This window comes from Bacillus sp. GM2, assembly GCF_056155945.1.
In genome coordinates this window covers 866,584-887,806 of the sequence record NZ_JBRKSZ010000008.1, presented here as the reverse complement: position 1 = coordinate 887,806, position 21,223 = coordinate 866,584, and the positions used below count along the sequence as shown (strand labels likewise).

Sequence of the window (21,223 nt, the reverse complement as noted above, 5' to 3'; positions counted from 1 at the left end):
CGTCTGGAATGAATGATCCCACGAGACGCAACATATCGCAAATACAGAACGAATACAAAGAGCAGATGGAGCGAAAACAGCAGCAGCTGAAAAGAAAAAGACGCGGTCTATACAGACGGTTGATGGTTTTCGGCGCCGTTGTGCTGCTGTCGGCGATTGTGATTGTCAGTTCGCTTTGGTCGCAGACTTCGGATATCAGCGCGAAGCAAGAGAAGAAAGCAGAGCTTTTGAAACAATTGGAACAACTGGAAGCAAAAAAATCGGATTTGAAAGATGAGATTGTGAAATTAAAGGATGAGGACTACGTTGCAGAGCTTGCCAGAAAGGATTATTACCTCTCAAAAGATGGCGAAATCATCTTCAAGTTTGAAGATAAGAGCAAGTAGCCTTGTTGACACTTAATTTTTTCTTTATGTATAATTAAACAAATGATCTTTTTTAAGTCTAAGGAGGAGCACTTTTTTTATGTCGATTGAAGTTGGCAGCAAGTTGCAAGGGAAAGTAACAGGTATTACAAATTTCGGAGCGTTTGTTGAACTGCCTGGAGGATCAACAGGTCTTGTTCATATCAGCGAAGTAGCCGATAACTACGTGAAGGACATTAATGATCATCTGAAGGTCGGTGATCAAGTAGAAGTTAAAGTTATTAATGTTGAGAAAGATGGGAAAATCGGCTTATCGATCAAAAAGGCTGTAGACCGTCCTCAATCATCAAGACCTGCGAGACCTAAAAATGATTTCCGCTCTAAAGAAACGTTTGAACAGAAAATGAATAAGTTTTTAAAAGACAGTGAAGATCGCTTATCGTCTCTAAAACGCAACACGGAATCAAAACGTGGAGGGCGCGGAGCAAGAAGAGGTTAACTTGCTGCTTTCTATATAAACGAAAGGCATTCGTCTTATCCCAACGGATGCCTTTTTATTTTCTAATAAAATTTTTATTAAAATTTCTATTGACGGATAGGGCAATCCTTTGTAATATAGAAATTGTGCGTTAAAAGAAATCAACAACATGGCGGTGTAGCTCAGCTGGCTAGAGCGTACGGTTCATACCCGTGAGGTCGGGGGTTCGATCCCCTCCGCCGCTACTTATATGAAGGCCCGTTGGTCAAGTGGTTAAGACACCGCCCTTTCACGGCGGTAACACGGGTTCGAATCCCGTACGGGTCATTCCGGAAACCGGCTTCTTCTGAAGCCGGTTTTTTGCTGCATAAAAATATGCAAAATAACGGGAATGGACTCGACTTATCAAGAGTGATTGAAGCATGCTACAAAAAGCGTCGAACAGTTCTTTGAATTCGTTACCTTCTTTTGACAAAATCCTATTTCATCTTTCGCTATAATGGCAAGCAACGAATAAACGAGTGGGAGATGAGAGCATGGAAAAAGCGGAAAGAAGAGTGAACAGCCCAATAGCTGGACCTGCTGTTCAAAAATTGTATTCATGGTTTGGCAGCATGACGAAGCTTATGATGCAGCATTTATATTCCCTCTTTTTTTATAAAGGGCTGATCTATATGGTCATCGGTTTTTTATTGGGACGAGCCTTCATTCTGTCAGAGGTCATTCCCTTTGCTCTTCCATTTTTCGGAGCGATGCTTTTAATCAAAAAAGATAAAGCTTTCCTTGCATGCCTGGCGCTTCTTGCCGGAGCTCTGAGCATATCGCCTCAGCATTCGCTGTTCGTGCTTGCGGCTCTGTTTGCATTTGCGATATGTTCAAAAATGACGTCCCTTATTATAAAAGACCGTGTCAGAACGCTGCCTGTCGTCGTCTTTTTGGCGATGGCTGTGACAAGATGCGGATTCGTATATGCCGAATACGGAACGGTTTCAGGTTATCACTATATTATGGCTTTCGTTGAAGCCGGATTATCGTTTATCCTCACATTGATTTTTCTGCAAAGCCTGCCGATTGTCACATCAAAGCGGGCGAAACAGTCGCTGAAAATTGAAGAGATCATTTGTTTTATGATTTTAATCGCTTCCGTTCTCACGGGCTTGACAGGCGTTTCATTTCAAGGCATGCAGGCTGAACTGATATTGGCCCGTTATGTCGTGCTCGCTTTCGCGTTCATCGGAGGCGCAAGCATCGGCTGTACAGTCGGGGTTGTGACCGGGCTGATTCTCAGCCTCTCAAACATCGGCAATTTATATCAGATGAGCCTGCTGGCTTTCTCAGGCCTTCTCGGCGGTTTGCTAAAAGAAGGAAAAAAGTTCGGCGCAGCGGTCGGCTTATTGATTGGATCTCTATTGATTTCTCTGTACGGAGAAGGTTCGGCTGAATTAGTGCCGACGCTTTATGAATCTCTGATTGCAATCGGCCTGTTCCTTTTAACCCCTCAGTCGATTACGAAAAAAGTGGCCAAGTATATACCTGGAACGACTGAGCACGCCCAGGAACAGCAGCAGTATGCAAGGAAAATCCGCGATGTCACCGCCCAAAAAGTCGATCAGTTTTCGAACGTTTTTCACGCTTTATCCGAAAGCTTCGCTACCTTTTATCATTCAGCTCCGGACGATGAAGGAAAAGAAAAAGAGATCGATCTGTTTTTGAGCACGGTGACAGAACATTCCTGTCAGTCATGCTATAAGAAAAACAAGTGCTGGGTTCAGAACTTTGATAAAACATATGATTTGATGAAACGGGTTATGCAGGAAACGGAAGAAAAGCAATATTTTAAAAACCGCAAGCTGAAAAAGGAGTTTCATCAGCACTGCTCCAAATCAAAGCAAGTAGAAGCGCTGATTGAAGACGAGCTGACTCATTTTAGGGCGAACCAGACATTAAAACAAAAGGTGCATGACAGCAGACGTCTCGTTGCAGAGCAGCTTCTCGGTGTTTCTCAGGTTATGGCGGACTTTTCTCGGGAAATAAAAAGGGAAAGGGAGCAGCATTTTATTCAAGAAGAGCAAATTCGGGATGCGCTGCAGCACTTCGGCATCGAGATTCAGCAAGTCGAAATATACAGCCTTGAGCAGGGAAACATCGATATTGAAATGAGTATCCCGTATTGCAACGGCCATGGAGAGTGTGAAAAAATCATCGCTCCGATGCTGTCCGATATTTTGGAAGAACAAATTATCGTCAAAGCAGAACAGTGCGCCGGCCATCCGAATGGATATTGTCATGTTGCCTTCGGTTCGGCGAAGTCATACAGGGTGGTGACAGGAGCCGCGCATGCAGCAAAAGGCGGAGGGCTTGTCTCCGGCGACAGCTACAATATGATGGAGCTCGGCACCGGCAAATATGCCGCCGCCATTAGCGATGGTATGGGAAATGGCGCAAGGGCCCATTTTGAAAGCAATGAGACGATCAAGCTGCTGGAAAAGATTCTTCAGTCGGGCATCGACGAAAAAGTGGCGATTAAAACGATTAACAGCATTCTTTCATTAAGGACAACAGATGAAATTTATTCGACATTGGATTTATCGGTCATCGATCTTCAGGATGCGAGCTGCAAGTTTTTGAAAATCGGCTCCACCCCGAGCTTTATTAAAAGAGGCGATCAAATTATAAAAGTGCAGGCCAGCAATCTGCCGATCGGCATCATTACAGAATTCGATGTCGATGTTGTCAGCGAGCAATTAAAAGCGGGAGACCTTTTGATCATGATGAGCGACGGAATCTTTGAAGGGCCGAGACATGTGGAAAATCATGATCTGTGGATGAAGCGCAAATTGAAATCGCTGAAAACCGAGGAGCCGCAGGAAATCGCCGACTTAATCATGGAAGAAGTGATCCGGACAAGGTCGGGTCTGATTGAGGACGACATGACGGTGATTGTCATCAAGCTGGACCATAATACGCCAAAGTGGGCCTCCATTCCGGCGCCGGCTTTTTTCAAAAAGAATCAAGAGATTTCTTAGCATTCGTATAAATCAAATTTCTTCTGGCGATGATGGAACTAAATCAAGATATCTTTGTCCAGGAGGAATAAAAACGATGAAAAAGGGGCATTTGAATCAAATCCTGCTTTTGACGGACGGCTGTTCAAACCGCGGCGAAGACCCGCAGGCCATGGCTGCCTTTGCGAAAGAGCAGGGAATTACCGTGAATGTGATTGGGATTATGGACGAGCATGAAATGGATCAGGAGGCGATGAAAGAAGTCGAAGGGATCGCTCTCGCAGGCGGAGGAGTTCACCAGTTGGTTTACACGTCGCAGCTGTCGCAGACCGTTCAAATGGTGACAAAAAAGGCGATGACGCAAACCATTCAAGGCGTGGTCAACAGTGAGCTCAAACAAATTCTCGGCAAGCATACCGAAATGGATGAACTGCCTCCTGATAAACGCGGTGAAGTCATGGAAGTCGTTGACGAGCTTGGTGAGACCGTGCATCTTCATGTACTGGTTCTTGTCGATACAAGCGCAAGCATGAATCCGAAGCTTCCGACCGTTAAAGAAGCGTTGATAGATCTTTCCATCAGTCTCAATTCAAGAATCGGCGAAAACGAATTTGCGATGCTTATATTTCCCGGGAAAAAACAAGAGGTCGAACTTGTGCTCGATTGGACCCCGAAGTTTGAATCTCTTTCTTCAATATTTTCCAAGCTTTCAGCCGGTGGCATTACACCGACAGGACCCGCAATACGAGAGGCGATTCAGCATTTTAACAAAATCGGCTCAAGAAGGAGAATGTTAGAAGACGATGAAAAACGCTTCGACGAGTTTGGCGGCTAGTCTAAAGCCGGGTGCAGCCGTTGTTGGAAAGTGGAACAATCATTCCTACAAGATCATCAGACAGCTTGGAAAAGGGGCAAATGGGGTTGTTTATCTGGCCGATTCAAGAAAGGGCCGGGTTGCATTAAAAGTGAGCGATGACAGCCTGTCCATTACCTCGGAAGTGAATGTTCTGAAATCTTTCTCAAAGGCCCAGGCAAAAGCAATGGGGCCTTCTTTTTTTGATGTGGATGACATGATGGTTACAGGCACCGGCAAAAAACTTTCATTTTATGTCATGGAATATATTGAAGGTCCGCTTCTTTTAAGATATGTAAACGAAAAAGGCGAGGAATGGACTCCGGTGCTGATCAGCCAGCTTCTCTCAAGCCTGTCGGCGATTCATCGCGAAGGATGGGTGTTTGGAGATTTAAAGCCCGAGAATTTAATCGTGACGGGTCCTCCGCCGCAAATCCGCTGCATTGATGTGGGCGGGACGACAAAAGAGGGCCGGGCAATTAAGGAATATACGGAGTTTTTTGACAGAGGCTATTGGGAATTCGGCACTCGTAAGGCTGAGCCGTCGTATGACCTGTTTTCAGTCGCCATGATTATGGTGAACTGTGCGGTGAAAAAAGAATTCAAGAAGACAGCAAGGCCTCAGGAGCAGCTCATGTCAGTCATTGACGGACATCCGTTTTTAAAACGGTATAAACCGGTTCTTGCTTCTGCTTTAAAAGGAAGCTATCGAACAGCTGATGAAATGAAGGGAGATCTTCTGGAAATCGGCCGGCCGCCACGAATGCAAAGCAGCCGCCAGTCGAGAACAGCCCGTTCCTCATCGGCATCTGCCCCGTCGCAAGGCCTGCGGCATAAGCGGGGGACGCCTCAGCAGCAAAGGTTAAGGAGCGGGCGCAGAAAGCAAAGAAACCCTTCTAAATCCGGCGGTGTTTTTGAAACGCTGTTGATCGTCGTAAGCGTTCTTGCCCTTTACTTTGCGTATATCGTTCTCTTTTTTATTTAGCTGTGCATTCTCGGCGGATAGCTCTTCTTTGCAGGGACCGATTGAAAGTGTTAGGATATTTATATCTTTTGAAATACACCCTGCTCTTAGTGGGAGGACATTGTGAAAAGTATTGAAGATTTCATGAAAAAATACGAACTGTCATTTGATGGAGTGACGCTGATTGCAGGTGTCTCCGGCGGACCTGATTCGATGGCGCTTTTGCATGCTCTGCACCATACGGTTCCCGCTTCTGCAACGCTGATTGCCGCACACGTCGATCATATGTTCAGAGGCGAAGAGTCCGAGCGTGATATGCGGTTCGTTCAGGACTACTGCGAGGCGGAAGGCATACAATGCGAGGCGGTGCAAATCGATGTCCTGGCATTTGCCGCTGAAAACAATCTGAATAAACAGGCTGCTGCGAGAGAATGCCGGTATGCGTTTTTTCAAGAGTTAATGAAAAGGCACCGGGCCGAATACCTGGTTCTGGGTCATCATGGAGATGATCAGGTGGAGACGATGCTGATGAAGATGGCAAAAGGCACTGTCGGAATCGGGCTTGCCGGAATTCAGCCAAAGCGCCGTTTTGACAGCGGCTGGCTGCTCAGGCCGTTTCTGAGGCTGTCAAAGGATGATCTTTTGGCTTACTGCAAAGAGAATCGAATACCGTTTAGAACCGATCCGAGCAACAGTGAGGATGATTACACCAGGAACCGGTTCAGGCACCATGTTCTCCCTTTTCTGAAGAAAGAGTCGGAAGATGTCCATAAAAGGTTTCAATCCGTCAGTGAATTCCTGACAGAAGACGAATTATACTTACAGGCATTAACGAAAGACAAAATGAATACAGTAATCACAAGCAAGTCAAGTTCAGGCGTGGAAATCAGCATCGAACGACTTCTTGCGCTCCCTATGCCTTTACAAAGAAGGGGAGTTCATCTAATATTAAACTATCTTTATGAAAACGTTCCATCAGCGTTTTCAGCCCATCATATTCAAGTGTTTCTGGATTGGATTTCACAAGACGGACCATCCGGTTCCCTTGATTTTCCGAATGGGTTAAAAGTCGCAAAATCTTATCATACATGTTTGTTTACATTTCAGCGTTTACAATGTGAAAATGTTTCCTATCATTATGAAATAAGCGGGGCAGGCGAAGAAGAACTGATACTTCCCGGCGGCTCCTCCCTTCATGTGAGCGGACCCGGTTCAACCCGGAAGCTGCAAGGAAATGATGTTTTTGCAACAAGTCCCAAGCAGGTTCAGTTTCCCCTTTACGTACGGACAAGGCAAAACGGAGACCGAGTCAAACTTAAAGGGATGAACGGCTCAAAAAAGGTTAAAGATATATTTATTGATGAAAAAGTGCCTCTTTCAAAAAGAGACAGCTGGCCCATTGTAACAGACGCGGTTGGAAACATTATCTGGATACCTGGTCTGAAAAAAACCATTTTTGAGGAACTTGATGTTACAAACAACGATCGCATTGTATTACAATATAGACAGCATGAAAAGTGTAGGGGGCTAGCAAAGAATGAAACAGGATATTGAAAATATCTTGATCTCGGAAGAAGAGATCCAAAAGAAAGTCAAGGAGCTGGGCGCGACTCTGACAGAAGAGTACAGCGGCAAGTTTCCGCTGGCAATCGGTGTGTTAAAAGGAGCCATGCCGTTTATGGCTGATCTTTTAAAGCATATTGATACATATCTGGAAATGGATTTCATGGATGTATCAAGCTACGGCAGTTCCACGGTTTCTTCCGGAGAGGTGAAAATCATAAAGGATTTGGACACATCTGTAGAGGGCCGTGACATCTTAATTATTGAGGATATCATCGACAGTGGGCTGACCTTGAGTTATCTTGTAGAGCTTTTCCGATACCGCAAAGCAAAATCGATTAAGATCGTAACCCTTCTTGATAAACCAAGCGGACGAAAAGCGGATATCAAAGCGGATTACGTCGGCTTTGAAGTTCCCGATGCTTTCGTTGTCGGATACGGTCTCGATTATGCTGAACGCTATCGTAATCTTCCGTACATCGGAGTGCTGAAACCTGCGGTTTATGAGAGCTGATACGGGCTTGTCAGCGAAAGGGATATCTGTTGTATTGGAACGATTTTCTATGATACTATTGAACATAGTTGTGCTTACTGTGGGAGGAGGTAAGGAATGAATCGGGTCTTCCGTAATACCATTTTTTATTTACTTATTTTATTAGTTGTGATCGGAGTTGTGAGCTACTTCCAAACCGCAAATCCGAAAACAGAAAATATGACGTATAGTGACTTTGTTTCAAACCTAGAAAACGGGAAGGTTGAAAATGTCTCCATCCAGCCTGTCAGGGGTGTGTACGAGGTTCGGGGGCAGCTGACGACCTATGAGAAAGATCAGTATTTCCTGACCCATGTTCCTGAAGGAAAAGGGGCAGATCAAATCATTGATCAAGTGAAAAAAACGAAGATACAAATAGAACCTGCGCAAGAAGCAAATGGATGGATGACGTTCTTTACCACCATCATCCCTTTTGTTATTATCTTCATTCTTTTCTTCTTCCTGCTTAATCAGGCTCAAGGCGGCGGCAGCCGTGTTATGAACTTTGGAAAAAGCAAGGCGAAGCTCTATACAGAAGAAAAGAAACGCGTCAAATTCAAAGATGTGGCAGGAGCGGATGAAGAAAAGCAAGAGCTTGTGGAAGTCGTTGATTTCCTCAAGGATCCCCGCAAATTCGCCGAGCTCGGTGCAAGAATTCCGAAAGGCGTGCTTTTGGTCGGACCTCCGGGTACCGGTAAAACATTGCTGGCGAAAGCATGTGCCGGTGAAGCAGGGGTGCCTTTCTTCAGCATCAGCGGATCTGACTTCGTTGAAATGTTCGTCGGGGTTGGTGCATCACGTGTTCGCGACTTGTTTGAAAACGCCAAGAAAAATGCGCCGTGTCTGATTTTCATCGATGAGATTGATGCTGTCGGACGCCAGCGGGGAGCAGGCCTTGGCGGAGGTCACGATGAACGTGAACAGACGCTCAACCAGCTTCTTGTTGAAATGGACGGATTCAGCGCCAATGAAGGAATCATCATCATCGCTGCGACAAACCGCGCCGATATTTTAGACCCTGCATTGCTGCGCCCGGGACGTTTTGACCGTCAAATTACTGTTGACCGCCCGGATGTCAAAGGCCGTGAAGCTGTACTTCAAGTACACGCAAGAAACAAGCCTCTTGATGAATCCGTAAACCTAAAAGCGATCGCGATGCGGACGCCAGGGTTCTCGGGTGCAGACCTTGAAAACCTTTTAAATGAAGCGGCTCTTGTGGCGGCGCGTCAAGATAAGAAAAAGATCGATATGCGAGACATCGATGAAGCGACAGACCGCGTCATCGCCGGACCTGCAAAGAAAAGCAGGGTGATCTCGAAAAAAGAACGCAATATCGTGGCTTATCACGAGGCGGGACACACCGTTATCGGACTTGTCTTGGATGAGGCGGATATGGTGCATAAAGTAACGATTGTACCGCGCGGCCAAGCAGGCGGATATGCCGTCATGCTTCCTAAGGAAGACCGTTATTTCCAAACCAAACCCGAACTTCTCGATAAGATTGTCGGCTTGCTTGGAGGCCGTGTAGCTGAGGAAATCATCTTCGGCGAGGTCAGCACGGGCGCCCATAATGACTTCCAGCGCGCTACAGGCATTGCCAGACGAATGGTAACCGAATTCGGTATGTCTGAAAAGCTCGGTCCTCTTCAATTCGGACAATCGCAAGGCGGGCAAGTATTCTTGGGTCGAGATTTCAACAATGACCAAAACTACAGCGACGCGATTGCGTATGAAATCGATAAAGAAATCCAGCGCTTCATTAAGGAATGTTATGAACGTGCAAAAACAATCCTTACTGAAAATCGCGACAAACTTGAGCTGATCGCTCAAACATTGCTGGAAGTTGAAACGCTCGACGCTGAGCAAATCAAGCATTTGTCTGAGCACGGAAGACTTCCTGATCGAACATACTCTGATGATCAGGAGAAGACAGATGATGTGAAAGTCAACATCAATAAACGAGATGACGAAGAGAAAAACGAGGATGAAAAAGAGTAATGACGCTTTTTCGTCTCTTCAGGAAAACTGCCAAGCTCTGCTTTTGGCAGTTTTCTTTTTTTATGGCTGAAAAAATCCGCTTTGGAAAATCTTTCTCCTCACCGGTTTGATTCGTTTACAAACAGAATCGGCATCGTGTATTGTATGATGGTAGAATGTTTTATGTCCAAGTAAGAGAAACTAGTCAAAAGTGGTGATCAGAATGTTGCTTGTTATAGATGTAGGAAATACAAACACCGTCCTTGGCATCTACCACGAAGGAGAGCTCGAATATCATTGGCGGATTGAGACAAGCCGCCATAAAACGGAAGACGAATTCGGCATGCTTCTTCGTTCTTTATTTGATTATGTCGGACTGATGTTTGACCAGATCGAGGGGATTATTATTTCATCAGTTGTACCACCGATCATGTTCTCCCTCGAAAGAATGTGTATCAAATATTTTCAGATCGAGCCTCAGATTGTCGGTCCGGGAATGAAAACAGGATTAAACATAAAATACGACAATCCGAAAGAAGTCGGAGCAGACCGGATTGTAAATGCAGTGGCGGCTATTCATCTCTATGGGAGCCCCCTGATTGTCGTTGATTTTGGAACCGCTACGACGTACTGTTATATTAACGAGCGCAAGGAGTACATGGGCGGTGCGATCGCGCCGGGCATCACGATTTCAACTGAAGCGCTTTATTCAAGAGCTGCCAAGCTTCCCAGAATTGAAATTGCACGGCCTGATCATATAGTCGGCAAAAGTACGGTCAGCGCGATGCAGTCCGGAATTCTTTACGGCTATGTCGGACAGGTTGAAGGCATTGTCAAACGGATGAAATGGCAGTCCAAGAAAAATCCGAAAGTCATAGCGACGGGCGGCCTTGCTTCCTTGATTGCAGACGAATCGGACTGCATCGATATTGTTGACCCGTTCCTTACGTTGAAGGGGCTAGAGCTCATTTATGAACGGAATCGTGTTGAAAGTGTATAGGAGGATGAGGTATGGATTATTTAGTGAAAGCCATTGCATATGACGGCAAAGTGAGGGCATATGCAGCGAATACAACAGAAACGATTCATGAAGCCCAAAGAAGGCATAACACATGGCCTACCGCTTCCGCCGCTTTAGGAAGAACGATGACGGCGGCTGTCATGCTCGGCGCCATGCTGAAAGGCGAAGACAAGCTCACCGTTAAGATTGAAGGAGGCGGACCGATCGGCGCGATTGTCGCTGACGGAAATGCAAAAGGAGACGTCAGGGGATACGTGTCCAATCCGCACGTTCATTTCGACTTAAATGAACACGGCAAACTTGACGTCAGAAGAGCCGTCGGTACGTCAGGAACGCTAAGCGTAGTAAAAGATCTCGGTCTCCGCGATTTATTTACAGGCCAGGTTGAGATCGTTTCCGGAGAAATCGGCGAGGATTTTACTTATTATCTCGTGTCCTCTGAACAGGTTCCTTCTTCGGTGGGTGTAGGGGTGCTCGTCAACCCCGACAATACGATTTTAGCTGCAGGCGGATTTATCCTGCAGCTGCTGCCGGGAACGGACGACGAAACCATCACGAAGCTTGAAACAAACCTTTCACAAGTGGAGCCAATTTCAAAGCTGATTCAGAAAGGTTTGACACCTGAGGAAGTGCTGGCTGCGGTATTGGGAGAAGAACCGGAAGTACTGGAAACCGTTCCTGTCCGATTTACATGCAATTGTTCAAAAGAACGTTTCGCAAGAGGCATCATCGGTCTTGGCAAGGATGAAATTCAACAGATGATTGATGAAGATGGCCAAGCCGAGGCTCAATGCCATTTTTGCAATGAAACGTATCTGTTTACAAAGGAAGAGCTTGAAGCGCTTCGAGATGAAATATAAGCCCGCTATCCAGTAGCGGGTCTTTTACAATGGGGAAAGGGGAGACACCATATTGAAATCGAGAACACTTTGGCCGATTATTTTAGGTGCGATCTTCGTCAATTGCATTGTGATCGCGTATGTTCTGACGAAAGCGCAGACCGCTTCTTCATCGTCAGCTCAAGAAGTCATTGCCCATATCGGAAAAAACGGCATCACGCGTGAAGAATGGCTGAGCGAAATGGAAGAGCGCTACGGAAAATCAACCCTTGAAGATATGATCAACGACCGCGTAGTTACCCAAATGGCCGAAAAAAACAAGATCAAAGTGTCTGATGATGACATTGAAAGAGAATTTCTGCTGATTAAAGCTGTATACAATTCCTTCTACGAAGACGAAAACACAACAGAAAAAGAATGGAAAGAGCAGATCAAGCATAATATTCTTCTTGAAGAGCTCCTGACAAAAGACATTGTCATTTCTGACAGCGAATTGAAGTCATTCTATAACAAAAATAAGGACTTATATAAATTCGATGATTCTTATCGCCTCAAGCATATCGTTGTCAAAGATAAAGATGAAGCAGAACAAGTTCTTAAAGAACTGAAGGAAGGGTCCAGTTTTGAAGCGGCCGCAGCCGAACACTCGACTGACCGGTATACGGCTCCTTACGGCGGCGACCTCGGTTTCGTCAATGATCAGCATGAAAACGTTCCGGCCGAATATTTGGAGAAAGCTGAACAACTAAAGGAAAATCAATGGGTGGATGAACCGATTAAAACAAGCCAGGGCTATGCGATTATCCAGCTCAAAGAAAAGCTCCCGGGGCAAGCTTTCACTTACAGCGAAGTGAAAAATCAAATCAGAAGGCAGATCGCGATGGATCAATTAGGCGATAAAGCTTCTGTCAAGACGCTCTGGAAAGATGCGAAAGTGTCTTGGTTTTATGACGATAAAAAATAAAGATTGACAAAATATTTTGATATTGATAAATTAGATATAATCCCAATAAAATTACTCGGAAATTGAGGTGTTCAAATGGTTCGCGTTGCAAACTCTGTTTATGACTTAATCGGAAATACACCTGTCGTTAAATTAAATCGACTAGTTGATGAAGACAGTGCTGAAGTATATGTGAAACTGGAGTATATGAACCCTGGAAGCAGCGTAAAAGACCGGATTGCGCTTGCTATGATAGAAGACGCTGAAGAGAAAGGCCTTCTGAAAGAAGGAGATACACTGATTGAACCGACAAGCGGAAATACAGGAATCGGACTTGCCATGGTCGCTGCAGCGAAAGGCATCAAAGCGATTCTTGTTATGCCTGATACAATGAGTTCTGAGCGCCGCAACCTTCTGCGTGCATATGGAGCTGAGCTTGTGCTGACTCCAGGTGCTGAGGGAATGAAAGGCGCGATTAAAAAAGCGGAAGAACTGGCTGAGGAACACGGCTATTTTATGCCTCAGCAATTTAACAACCCTGCGAACGCAGAAGTTCACCGCCGCACGACGGGAAAAGAAATCGCTGAACAATTCGGAGACGGTTTAGATGCTTTCATTGCAGGTATCGGAACCGGCGGAACGATAACGGGTGCCGGAGAAGTTCTGAAAGAAAAAAATCCGTCCATCAAGATTTTCGCGGTGGAACCGACTGATTCTCCTGTTCTTTCCGGAGGAAAACCAGGGCCGCACAAAATTCAGGGAATCGGAGCGGGATTCGTTCCGAAAATCTTGAATACGGAAATTTACGATGAAATCATCACAGTGAAAAACGAAGAAGCCTTTGAATTTGCCCGTAAAGCGGCGAGAGAGGAAGGAATTCTCGGAGGAATTTCTTCAGGCGCAGCCATCTGTGCTGCTCTTCAAGTTGCTAAAAAGCTTGGAAAAGGCAAAAAAGTTCTCGCTGTGCTTCCTAGTAACGGAGAGAGATACTTAAGCACGCCTCTTTACCAATTTGAATAGGCTCCAGCTGAAACAGGAGGCTGCCGACGATGTCGGCGGCCTTTTGTTTGTCATGGAGCGCAGCCCTTTTAAAAGCTCGGTGTCCTTGAGTGAACATGCTCAAGGGCTTTTTTCTGTATTGGAAATGAAATTCTCTTTTCCTAGAAAAAAGATATGCATTACAATAAGGACATTAGACTAACGGCAGAGGAATGATATGATGAGACAACGAAGGCCTGTAGCCAGAGCGTTCCCATTTTCCAATCAACAGTTTTTGCAGCAATATGAAAGCCTATCGAAAGGAAAAGAATACCACGTTCTGCTGGAAAGCGCGAGAGGCGGAGAATACAGCATAGCCGGACTCGACCCTGTCGCAATAGCGAAAGGGAAAGACGGTATCACGACGATTCAATATAAAGGGGACGTCATATTCAAAGAGGGGGATCCGTTTCTGCAGTTTTCTCAATGGTTTGAAACGCTGAAAACGGAGACAGTTGCAGATTTTCCCGACTTTCAGGGCGGGGCTGTCGGTTTTCTTAGCTATGACTATGCCCGGTATATTGAGAAATTCAAAATCCTGTCTATTGATGATCTGCAAACGCCGGATTTATTCTTTCTCGTATTTGATGATATAGCCGTCTATGACCATGAGCAGCAGCAGCTTTGGGTGATTACCCACACTGATGAAGAAACGCCGGCCGCTGCGGAAGAGAAATTGGACAGGCTTGAGCAAATGTGGAAGACGGAACATCCGAAGGCCGCTGGAGGTCATCAGCCGAATGATAACAAAGGCCCGGCATTCGCGGCCTCATTTACAGAAGCCGGCTTTTCTCAGGCTGTTGAGAAAGTGAAGCAATACATCGCAAGCGGTGACGTATTTCAGGTGAATCTTTCTGTTCGCCAGTCGGAGCGCCTTTCTGCGCCTCCTTATGAGGTGTATAAGATGTTAAGAGAAATCAACCCTTCGCCGTACATGGCCTACTTGGAAACCCCGGATTTTCAAATCATCTGCGGGTCGCCTGAACTGCTCATTAAGAAAAAGGGCACCAGGCTTGAAACAAGGCCGATTGCCGGAACGCGATCCCGCGGGGCGGATGAAGCGGAGGATGAAGCGCTCGCGAACGAATTGATCATGAATGAAAAAGAGCGCGCCGAACATGTGATGCTCGTTGATTTAGAGCGTAATGACCTCGGCAGGGTCTCCAAGTACGGTTCGGTCCGGGTCGATGAATTCATGGTGATTGAGAAGTATTCCCACGTCATGCATATTGTCTCAAATGTGTGCGGTGAACTAAGGGATGAATGCGATGCCGTTGATGTCATCCATGCCGTGTTTCCCGGAGGTACGATCACCGGAGCGCCGAAAGTCAGAACGATGGAAATTATTGAGGAGCTTGAGCCAACGAGACGGGGGCTTTATACTGGTTCTATAGGGTGGTTCGGATATAATCAGGATATGCACTTTAATATCGTCATCCGAACGATTTATGTGAAAGCGGGCCAGGCGTTCATGCAGTCGGGAGCGGGAATCGTCATCGATTCAAATCCTAGGCATGAATATAAAGAGTCAATTAAAAAGGCCCTGGCGATGAAAAAGGCGCTGCAGTTGAGTGAAGAAGAGAAAAAAGAGCAGAGGAGAGCTGAGATATGATTCTAATGATCGACAATTACGATTCGTTTACGTACAACTTGGTTCAGTATTTAGGCGAGCTTGGCGAGGAGTTGGTCGTCAAGCGGAACGATGAGATCACCCTTCAGGAAATAGAGGACATGTCGCCTGACTTTTTGATGATTTCTCCCGGGCCTTGCAGTCCGGATGAGGCCGGGATCAGCCTTGAAGCGATCCGCCATTTTGCCGGGAAGATACCGATTTTCGGGGTTTGCCTCGGACACCAGTCGATCGCCCAGGTTTTCGGCGGCGATGTCGTCAGGGCAGAGCGGCTAATGCATGGGAAAACTTCCGAGATTTCGCACGACGGGCTGACGGTTTTTAAAGGCCTGGAACATCCGCTCACGGCCACGAGGTATCATTCTTTGATCGTCAAACCGGATACACTGCCCGATTGTTTTGAGACATCGGCTTGGACGGAAGAAGGGGAGATTATGGCCATCAGGCATAAAGAACTGCCGGTTGAAGGCGTTCAGTTCCATCCAGAGTCGATTATGACCGCTTACGGAAAAGAGATGCTGAAGAATTTTATTGAGACTTACCGAAAGAAAGTGAACGCATGATCATTTACCTAAACGGTCAGTATGTAAAGGAGGAGGAAGCAAGACTTTCTCCTTTTGACCATGGTTTTTTATACGGAGTCGGGGTATTCGAAACGTTCCGGCTTTATGAAGGGAAGCCCTTCCTTTTAGACTGGCATATGGACAGATTGAACAACGCTTTGGAACAGCTGAAAATTGAGCTTGAGCTGACAAAAAGCGAAGTGCTTGCCATTCTTGACAGGCTGCTTCAGTTGAATCAGCCCCCGAATATGGATGCCAAGGTCCGGTTAAATATATCTGCCGGTCCCGGCGGCTCAGGCCTTTTTCCTGATTCATACAAAAAACCCGGTGTTATGGTGATGATGAATCCTTTTCATCCTGCATCGGTTCCGGTTGAAAAGGAGGGCGTCATCTTACAGGTCCGCCGCAATACGCCAGAAGGTCCGTTCCGCTTGAAATCACATCACTTTTTAAATAATTTGTTCGGAAAAAGGGAGCTCGGATCCGACGCTGCCAAAGAAGGGATTTTTCTTACCGAAGGAGGAGCTGTAGCCGAAGGGATCATTTCCAATATTTTTTGGCAAAAAGACGGTTGTGTGTATACACCTTCTCTTGATACCGGCATATTAGGCGGTGTCACACGCCGCTACGTCATCGAGCGCCTTGCAGATATGGGAATCGAAGTCATAGAGGGGGTATACCCCTTGGAAGAGCTTCTCTTTGCGGACGAAGCATGGATGACCAATTCCGTTCAGGAAATCGTTCCATTCCGGAGAATCGGCAGCACTGAATTTCCGGGAAAGGATGGAAATTTGTCGAAACGTCTGCAAGAGGCATACACTAATGATAGGAAAGCAGCAAAAGAATATTTGAGTTAAAGGGTGAAGGATATGGCGCTTCAAACAGCGGTGCGTTCAAAGCAACTGATCGCAAAGCAATACACGTTGTCTTATGAAGATAAAACATTGATCATGGGAATTTTAAATGTGACGCCCGATTCTTTTTCAGACGGCGGAAAATATAACAGCATCGATCGCGCCGTCATTCATGCAAAACAAATGATCGAAGACGGCGCCCATATCCTTGATATCGGAGGAGAATCGACGAGGCCGGGGGCGGAAAAGGTTTCTCTTGATGAAGAGCTGTCAAGAGTCATACCTGTAATTGAAAAACTTGTTCAGGAAATCGACGTCCCGATTTCCGTTGACACTTATAAAGCGCAAGTGGCAGATGAAGCCATTAAGGCCGGTGCAGCCATCATCAATGATGTCTGGGGAGCAAAAGCAGATCCTGACATGGCCCGAGTTGCGGCCGCTCATAATGTGCCGATTATCTTGATGCATAACCGCGAGGAACGGAATTATAAGGATTTGATCCCGGACATGCTGTCTGATTTGATGGAATGTGTGAGCATTGCAAAATCAGCAGGCGTTCAGGATCATCACATCGTACTTGATCCCGGCATCGGCTTTGCCAAAACGTATCATGACAATTTGGCGGTCATGAATCAGCTCGAGAAGTTCAGCGAACCGGGATACCCGGTTTTATTGGGGACGTCACGAAAAAAATTTATCGGCCGAGTCCTGGATCTGCCGCCTGAAGAAAGAGCGGAAGGCACGGGGGCGACAGTATGCCTCGGTATTCAAAAGGGGTGCGATATCGTCAGGGTGCATGACGTCAAGCAAATCTCCAGGATGGCAAAAATGATGGATGCCATGATTGATAAAGGAGGCGTTTATCATCGATAAAGTGCATGTAGAGGGCATGGAGTTTTACGGATATCACGGTGTTTTCAAAGAAGAAAACAAACTCGGCCAGAGATTCCGCGTTGATCTGACAGCATTTCTAGATTTAAGCGAAGCCGGGAAAACGGATAATATTGAGGCCACCATTAATTATGCAGAGCTGTATAAGCTGTGCAAAGAGGTTGTGGAGGGAGAGCCGGTCAACCTTGTGGAGACCCTCGCGGAAACGATTGCCGCACAAGTGCTGGAGAATTTTGAAGCGGTTCAGGAATGTACGGTTAAAGTCGTCAAGCCTGATCCTCCTATACCTGGTCACTATAAATCGGTGGCCATCGAGATGACGAGAAAGCGAAAATGAACAACACGGCATATATAGCGCTCGGCTCGAATATCGGCCGGCGGGAAGAATATTTAAAAAAAGCTGTCTCTCTCCTCCATCAACATCCGTCTGTAGAGGTGACAGACATCTCGTCAATTTACGAAACTGATCCTGTCGGTTATACAGACCAAGATCTATTTTTAAACATGGCTGCAGCTGTTAAAACATCTCTTTCACCGTTTGAATTGCTCGATTTGACTCAGCGTATTGAAAAAGAACTCGGCCGCAAACGCGACATTAGATGGGGGCCGAGGACTGCAGACCTTGACATTTTGTTGTATAATCGTGAAAATATTGAGACAGAGCAACTTATCGTTCCTCATCCTAGAATGCATGAACGTTTGTTTGTACTCATCCCGCTGCTGGAGATTTATCCGGATCTTGAGGGAGCTGTCAATCATGCAAAAAATCAAGAAGGTGTAAGAGTATGGAAGCAGAAATCTGGGGTAGACGAATTCGTGCATATCGAAAGCTGAAGGGTTATACTCAAGAAGGGTTTGCCAAAGCATTGGGTATATCCGTTTCTGTGCTTGGTGAAGTAGAACGCGGGAATCGTATGCCGACGGAGAGCATGCTCAGGGATGTAGCCAATACTTTAAATATAACAGTGGAGGAACTATCTCCATCAGAAGAATAAGAAAGGAGGACTAAAAATGTTTAAAATCGGTGATATAGAATTAAAAAACAGGGTTGTGCTCGCGCCGATGGCCGGTGTCTGCAACTCAGCCTTCCGCTTGACGGTTAAGGAATTCGGAGCGGGTTTGGTCTGCGCCGAAATGGTCAGCGATAAGGCGATCCTTTACAATAATGCGAAAACGATGGGAATGCTTTATATCGATGAACGTGAAAAACCGCTCAGCCTGCAGATCTTCGGCGGAGAAAAAGAAACGCTTGTCGAAGCGGCGAAGTTTGTTGACCAAAACACAACTGCGGATATTATTGATATAAACATGGGATGTCCAGTGCCAAAGATCACAAAATGTGATGCAGGAGCCAAATGGCTGCTTGATCCGAATAAAATTTATGAAATGGTTTCAGCTGTCGTGGAGGCTGTTGACAAGCCTGTGACCGTGAAAATGAGAATGGGTTGGGACGAAGACCATATCTTTGCTGTTGAGAATGCGAGAGCTGTAGAACGAGCAGGCGGAAAAGCGGTCGCTCTTCACGGACGGACCCGCGTGCAAATGTACGAAGGAACGGCGAACTGGGATATTATCAAAGAAGTGAAGCAGTCCGTTTCAATCCCTGTAATCGGAAACGGTGATGTCAAAACTCCGCAAGATGCAAAACGCATGCTTGATGAAACAGGGGTGGACGGCGTCATGATCGGCCGTGCAGCGCTGGGTAACCCGTGGATGATTTACCGTACGGTTCACTATTTGGAAACAGGCGAATTGAAAGATGAGCCGAAAGTGCGTGAGAAAATTTCTGTCTGCAAACTTCACCTTGACCGATTAATCGTGCTGAAAGGCGAAAATGTTGCGGTTCGCGAAATGAGAAAGCACGCAGCCTGGTATCTAAAAGGCATAAGAGGAAACGCAAAGGTCCGGAATGAAATCAACCATTGCGAAACGAGAGATGAGCTCGTTCAGCTTTTAGACGCGTTTACGATTGAAGCCGAGGCAAAAGAGCTTCAGGATGCAAAAGTAGGATAAATCCGACCTCTGCTCACTGCCAGTTTTCACTGGCAGTTTTTCTGCTTTTTTCCTGAAAGACTAAAAGTAACGGAGTGATATATGATGAGCCATGAAGAGCATAACCATGAAGAATTAAACGACCAGCTGCAAGTCAGACGCGATAAAATGAATCAGTTGAGAGAAAGCGGAAAAGATCCTTTCGGACAGCGTTTTGATCGCACCCATCAATCAACTGATCTCATTGAGTCGTATAATGAATTCTCAAAAGAAGAATTAGAGGAAAAAGCAATTGAAGTAACGATTGCCGGCCGGATGATGACAAAGCGCGGAAAAGGGAAAGCGGGATTCGCGCATATTCAGGATTTAAAGGGCCAGATTCAGATCTATGTCAGAAAAGACAGTGTCGGTGAAGAGCAGTACGAATGGTTTAAAAGCTCTGACCTCGGGGACATCGTCGGCGTTACAGGCGTCATGTTTAAAACGAATGTAGGCGAATTGTCTGTAAAAGCAACATCTTTTGATTTATTGACAAAAGCCCTTCGTCCGCTTCCGGACAAATATCATGGATTAAAGGACATCGAGCAGCGCTACCGTCAGCGTTATTTGGATTTGATCGTAAATCCGGAAAGCAAAAATACGTTTATTACACGAAGCAAAATCATTCAATCCATGAGAAGATACTTAGATGACCACGGATACTTAGAAGTTGAAACGCCTACGATGCACGCGATTCCGGGTGGCGCATCTGCCCGTCCGTTCATTACACATCATAATGCGCTGGATATGCCGCTTTACATGAGGATCGCTATCGAGCTCCATTTGAAAAGGCTGATCGTCGGCGGGTTGGAAAAAGTCTATGAAATCGGACGTGTATTCCGAAATGAAGGGGTCTCCACACGGCACAATCCTGAATTTACGATGATCGAACTTTACGAAGCTTATGCTGACTATAAGGATATTATGAGATTGACGGAAAATCTCATTGCTCATATTGCACAAGAAGTGCTCGGCACTACGACCGTTCAATATGGAGATTATGAAGTCGACCTCAAGCCTGAATGGAAGAGACTCCATATGGTCGATGCTGTTAAAGAAGCCACCGGTGTAGACTTCTGGAAAGAAGTATCGGTAGAAGAAGCAAGAGCATTCGCGAAAGAACACGGAATTGAAATTTCTGAAAGCATGTCAGTAGGACATATCATTAATGAGTTCTTCGAGCAAAAAGTTGAAGAAACGTTGATTCAGCCTACTTTTATATACGGACACCCTGTGGAGATTTCTCCGCTTGCTAAGAAAAACCCTGAAGACCCTCGATTTACAGACCGTTTTGAGCTGTTTATCGTAGGCCGTGAACACGCGAATGCATTTACTGAATTAAATGATCCTATCGACCAAAAAGAACGCTTTGAAGCGCAATTAAAAGAACGTGAAGAAGGAAACGATGAAGCGCATATGATGGATGAAGACTTTGTCGAAGCACTGGAGTACGGAATGCCTCCTACCGGCGGTCTTGGAATCGGCATTGACAGACTGATTATGCTTTTGACGAATTCTCCTTCAATCAGGGACGTTTTACTATTCCCGCAAATGAGACATCGTTAAATGACGTTTGCGCAGCAGCCGCGTAACAAGCGGCTGCTGCCCATTTAAAACAAATTAAATTTTTTCTCAAAAAAGTATTGCACAATCATAAATACGGTGGTATATTATTA

21 protein-coding genes and 2 tRNA genes are annotated in these 21,223 nt (G+C 45.8%); all 23 read left to right on the top strand.

Annotated features, from left to right (window positions below):
* The first annotated feature begins 8 nt into the window (after window positions 1-8).
* The 23 genes from ACVC9U_RS19195 to lysS all read left to right on the top strand — a co-directional run bounded on the left by ACVC9U_RS19195 (window position 9) and on the right by lysS (window position 21,113).
* Window positions 9-386 (top strand): FtsB family cell division protein, encoded by a 378-nt coding sequence (locus ACVC9U_RS19195; RefSeq protein ID WP_003178224.1) that lies wholly within the window; start codon window positions 9-11, stop codon window positions 384-386.
* 79 nt (window positions 387-465) lie between these two features.
* A complete protein-coding gene (locus ACVC9U_RS19190) occupies window positions 466-864 on the top strand; it encodes a S1 domain-containing RNA-binding protein (protein WP_003178226.1) in 399 nt (132 codons plus the stop codon).
* A 150-nt stretch (window positions 865-1,014) separates the two neighbouring features.
* Window positions 1,015-1,088: transfer RNA gene (locus ACVC9U_RS19185), tRNA-Met, on the top strand.
* A 10-nt stretch (window positions 1,089-1,098) separates the two neighbouring features.
* Window positions 1,099-1,170, top strand: a tRNA-Glu gene (locus ACVC9U_RS19180).
* A 209-nt stretch (window positions 1,171-1,379) separates the two neighbouring features.
* A complete protein-coding gene (gene spoIIE / locus ACVC9U_RS19175; protein ID WP_441391392.1) occupies window positions 1,380-3,869 on the top strand; it encodes a stage II sporulation protein E in 2,490 nt (829 codons plus the stop codon).
* Window positions 3,870-3,945: 76 nt separating this feature from the next.
* Window positions 3,946-4,683 carry a vWA domain-containing protein gene (locus ACVC9U_RS19170; protein WP_003178231.1) on the top strand — a complete coding sequence of 246 codons (738 nt, stop codon included), beginning with the start codon at window positions 3,946-3,948 and terminating at the stop codon, window positions 4,681-4,683.
* Window positions 4,652-5,686 (top strand): protein kinase domain-containing protein, encoded by a 1,035-nt coding sequence (locus ACVC9U_RS19165; RefSeq protein WP_009330069.1) that lies wholly within the window; start codon window positions 4,652-4,654, stop codon window positions 5,684-5,686. The genes ACVC9U_RS19170 and ACVC9U_RS19165 overlap by 32 nt, the downstream gene beginning before the upstream one ends.
* Before the next feature lie 102 nt (window positions 5,687-5,788).
* A complete protein-coding gene (tilS, locus tag ACVC9U_RS19160; protein WP_016886275.1) occupies window positions 5,789-7,219 on the top strand; it encodes a tRNA lysidine(34) synthetase TilS in 1,431 nt (476 codons plus the stop codon).
* Window positions 7,203-7,742 (top strand): hypoxanthine phosphoribosyltransferase, encoded by a 540-nt coding sequence (hpt, locus tag ACVC9U_RS19155; protein ID WP_003178236.1) that lies wholly within the window; start codon window positions 7,203-7,205, stop codon window positions 7,740-7,742. The genes tilS and hpt overlap by 17 nt, the downstream gene beginning before the upstream one ends.
* 96 nt (window positions 7,743-7,838) lie before the next feature.
* A complete protein-coding gene (ftsH, locus tag ACVC9U_RS19150) occupies window positions 7,839-9,758 on the top strand; it encodes an ATP-dependent zinc metalloprotease FtsH (RefSeq protein ID WP_003178238.1) in 1,920 nt (639 codons plus the stop codon).
* Window positions 9,759-9,960: 202 nt separating this feature from the next.
* Window positions 9,961-10,737, top strand: a complete 777-nt coding sequence (locus ACVC9U_RS19145) for a type III pantothenate kinase (RefSeq protein ID WP_003178242.1) — start codon at window positions 9,961-9,963, stop codon at window positions 10,735-10,737.
* A gap of 11 nt (window positions 10,738-10,748) precedes the next feature.
* On the top strand, window positions 10,749-11,618 hold the full coding sequence (gene hslO / locus ACVC9U_RS19140) for an Hsp33 family molecular chaperone HslO (RefSeq protein ID WP_003178244.1): 870 nt from the start codon (window positions 10,749-10,751) through the stop codon (window positions 11,616-11,618).
* Between the two features lie 52 nt (window positions 11,619-11,670).
* Window positions 11,671-12,561, top strand: coding sequence for a peptidyl-prolyl cis-trans isomerase (locus tag ACVC9U_RS19135; RefSeq protein ID WP_003178246.1), 891 nt, complete (start codon window positions 11,671-11,673; stop codon window positions 12,559-12,561).
* 75 nt (window positions 12,562-12,636) lie between these two features.
* Window positions 12,637-13,560: a cysteine synthase A gene (gene cysK / locus ACVC9U_RS19130; protein ID WP_003178247.1), complete on the top strand. Its 924-nt coding sequence runs from the start codon at window positions 12,637-12,639 to the stop codon at window positions 13,558-13,560.
* A 196-nt stretch (window positions 13,561-13,756) separates the two neighbouring features.
* Complete coding sequence (locus ACVC9U_RS19125) at window positions 13,757-15,190, top strand: anthranilate synthase component I family protein (protein WP_003178250.1); 1,434 nt, start codon at window positions 13,757-13,759, stop codon at window positions 15,188-15,190.
* Complete coding sequence (gene pabA, locus ACVC9U_RS19120) at window positions 15,187-15,771, top strand: aminodeoxychorismate/anthranilate synthase component II (RefSeq protein WP_003178252.1); 585 nt, start codon at window positions 15,187-15,189, stop codon at window positions 15,769-15,771. Before ACVC9U_RS19125 ends, pabA begins: the two co-directional genes overlap by 4 nt.
* Window positions 15,768-16,628 (top strand): aminodeoxychorismate lyase, encoded by an 861-nt coding sequence (gene pabC / locus ACVC9U_RS19115; RefSeq protein ID WP_441391391.1) that lies wholly within the window; start codon window positions 15,768-15,770, stop codon window positions 16,626-16,628. Before pabA ends, pabC begins: the two co-directional genes overlap by 4 nt.
* Before the next feature lie 12 nt (window positions 16,629-16,640).
* Window positions 16,641-17,498, top strand: coding sequence for a dihydropteroate synthase (gene folP / locus ACVC9U_RS19110; RefSeq protein ID WP_003178255.1), 858 nt, complete (start codon window positions 16,641-16,643; stop codon window positions 17,496-17,498).
* Entirely contained in the window at window positions 17,491-17,853 is a 363-nt protein-coding gene (gene folB / locus ACVC9U_RS19105) for a dihydroneopterin aldolase (RefSeq protein ID WP_025805876.1), read from the top strand. Before folP ends, folB begins: the two co-directional genes overlap by 8 nt.
* Complete coding sequence (folK, locus tag ACVC9U_RS19100) at window positions 17,850-18,350, top strand: 2-amino-4-hydroxy-6-hydroxymethyldihydropteridine diphosphokinase (protein ID WP_003178260.1); 501 nt, start codon at window positions 17,850-17,852, stop codon at window positions 18,348-18,350. The genes folB and folK overlap by 4 nt, the downstream gene beginning before the upstream one ends.
* Window positions 18,302-18,511, top strand: coding sequence for a helix-turn-helix domain-containing protein (locus ACVC9U_RS19095; protein WP_003178262.1), 210 nt, complete (start codon window positions 18,302-18,304; stop codon window positions 18,509-18,511). Before folK ends, ACVC9U_RS19095 begins: the two co-directional genes overlap by 49 nt.
* A gap of 16 nt (window positions 18,512-18,527) precedes the next feature.
* Window positions 18,528-19,529, top strand: coding sequence for a tRNA dihydrouridine synthase DusB (gene dusB / locus ACVC9U_RS19090; protein ID WP_441391390.1), 1,002 nt, complete (start codon window positions 18,528-18,530; stop codon window positions 19,527-19,529).
* An 84-nt stretch (window positions 19,530-19,613) separates the two neighbouring features.
* Window positions 19,614-21,113, top strand: coding sequence for a lysine--tRNA ligase (lysS, locus tag ACVC9U_RS19085; RefSeq protein ID WP_441391389.1), 1,500 nt, complete (start codon window positions 19,614-19,616; stop codon window positions 21,111-21,113).
* Window positions 21,114-21,223 lie beyond the last annotated feature (110 nt).

Excerpts from the sequence above, each read along its gene's own strand:
- ACVC9U_RS19195 (WP_003178224.1), top strand. The coding sequence starts at position 9 with ATGAATGATCCCACGAGACGCAACATATCGCAAATACAGAACGAATAC.
- ACVC9U_RS19190 (WP_003178226.1), top strand. The coding sequence starts at position 466 with ATGTCGATTGAAGTTGGCAGCAAGTTGCAAGGGAAAGTAACAGGTATT.
- spoIIE (WP_441391392.1), top strand. The coding sequence starts at position 1,380 with ATGGAAAAAGCGGAAAGAAGAGTGAACAGCCCAATAGCTGGACCTGCT.
- ACVC9U_RS19170 (WP_003178231.1), top strand. The coding sequence starts at position 3,946 with ATGAAAAAGGGGCATTTGAATCAAATCCTGCTTTTGACGGACGGCTGT.
- ACVC9U_RS19165 (WP_009330069.1), top strand. The coding sequence starts at position 4,652 with ATGAAAAACGCTTCGACGAGTTTGGCGGCTAGTCTAAAGCCGGGTGCA.
- hpt (WP_003178236.1), top strand. The coding sequence starts at position 7,203 with ATGAAACAGGATATTGAAAATATCTTGATCTCGGAAGAAGAGATCCAA.
- ftsH (WP_003178238.1), top strand. The coding sequence starts at position 7,839 with ATGAATCGGGTCTTCCGTAATACCATTTTTTATTTACTTATTTTATTA.
- ACVC9U_RS19145 (WP_003178242.1), top strand. The coding sequence starts at position 9,961 with ATGTTGCTTGTTATAGATGTAGGAAATACAAACACCGTCCTTGGCATC.
- hslO (WP_003178244.1), top strand. The coding sequence starts at position 10,749 with ATGGATTATTTAGTGAAAGCCATTGCATATGACGGCAAAGTGAGGGCA.
- cysK (WP_003178247.1), top strand. The coding sequence starts at position 12,637 with ATGGTTCGCGTTGCAAACTCTGTTTATGACTTAATCGGAAATACACCT.
- ACVC9U_RS19125 (WP_003178250.1), top strand. The coding sequence starts at position 13,757 with ATGATGAGACAACGAAGGCCTGTAGCCAGAGCGTTCCCATTTTCCAAT.
- pabA (WP_003178252.1), top strand. The coding sequence starts at position 15,187 with ATGATTCTAATGATCGACAATTACGATTCGTTTACGTACAACTTGGTT.
- pabC (WP_441391391.1), top strand. The coding sequence starts at position 15,768 with ATGATCATTTACCTAAACGGTCAGTATGTAAAGGAGGAGGAAGCAAGA.
- folP (WP_003178255.1), top strand. The coding sequence starts at position 16,641 with ATGGCGCTTCAAACAGCGGTGCGTTCAAAGCAACTGATCGCAAAGCAA.
- folK (WP_003178260.1), top strand. The coding sequence starts at position 17,850 with ATGAACAACACGGCATATATAGCGCTCGGCTCGAATATCGGCCGGCGG.
- ACVC9U_RS19095 (WP_003178262.1), top strand. The coding sequence starts at position 18,302 with ATGGAAGCAGAAATCTGGGGTAGACGAATTCGTGCATATCGAAAGCTG.
- dusB (WP_441391390.1), top strand. The coding sequence starts at position 18,528 with ATGTTTAAAATCGGTGATATAGAATTAAAAAACAGGGTTGTGCTCGCG.
- lysS (WP_441391389.1), top strand. The coding sequence starts at position 19,614 with ATGAGCCATGAAGAGCATAACCATGAAGAATTAAACGACCAGCTGCAA.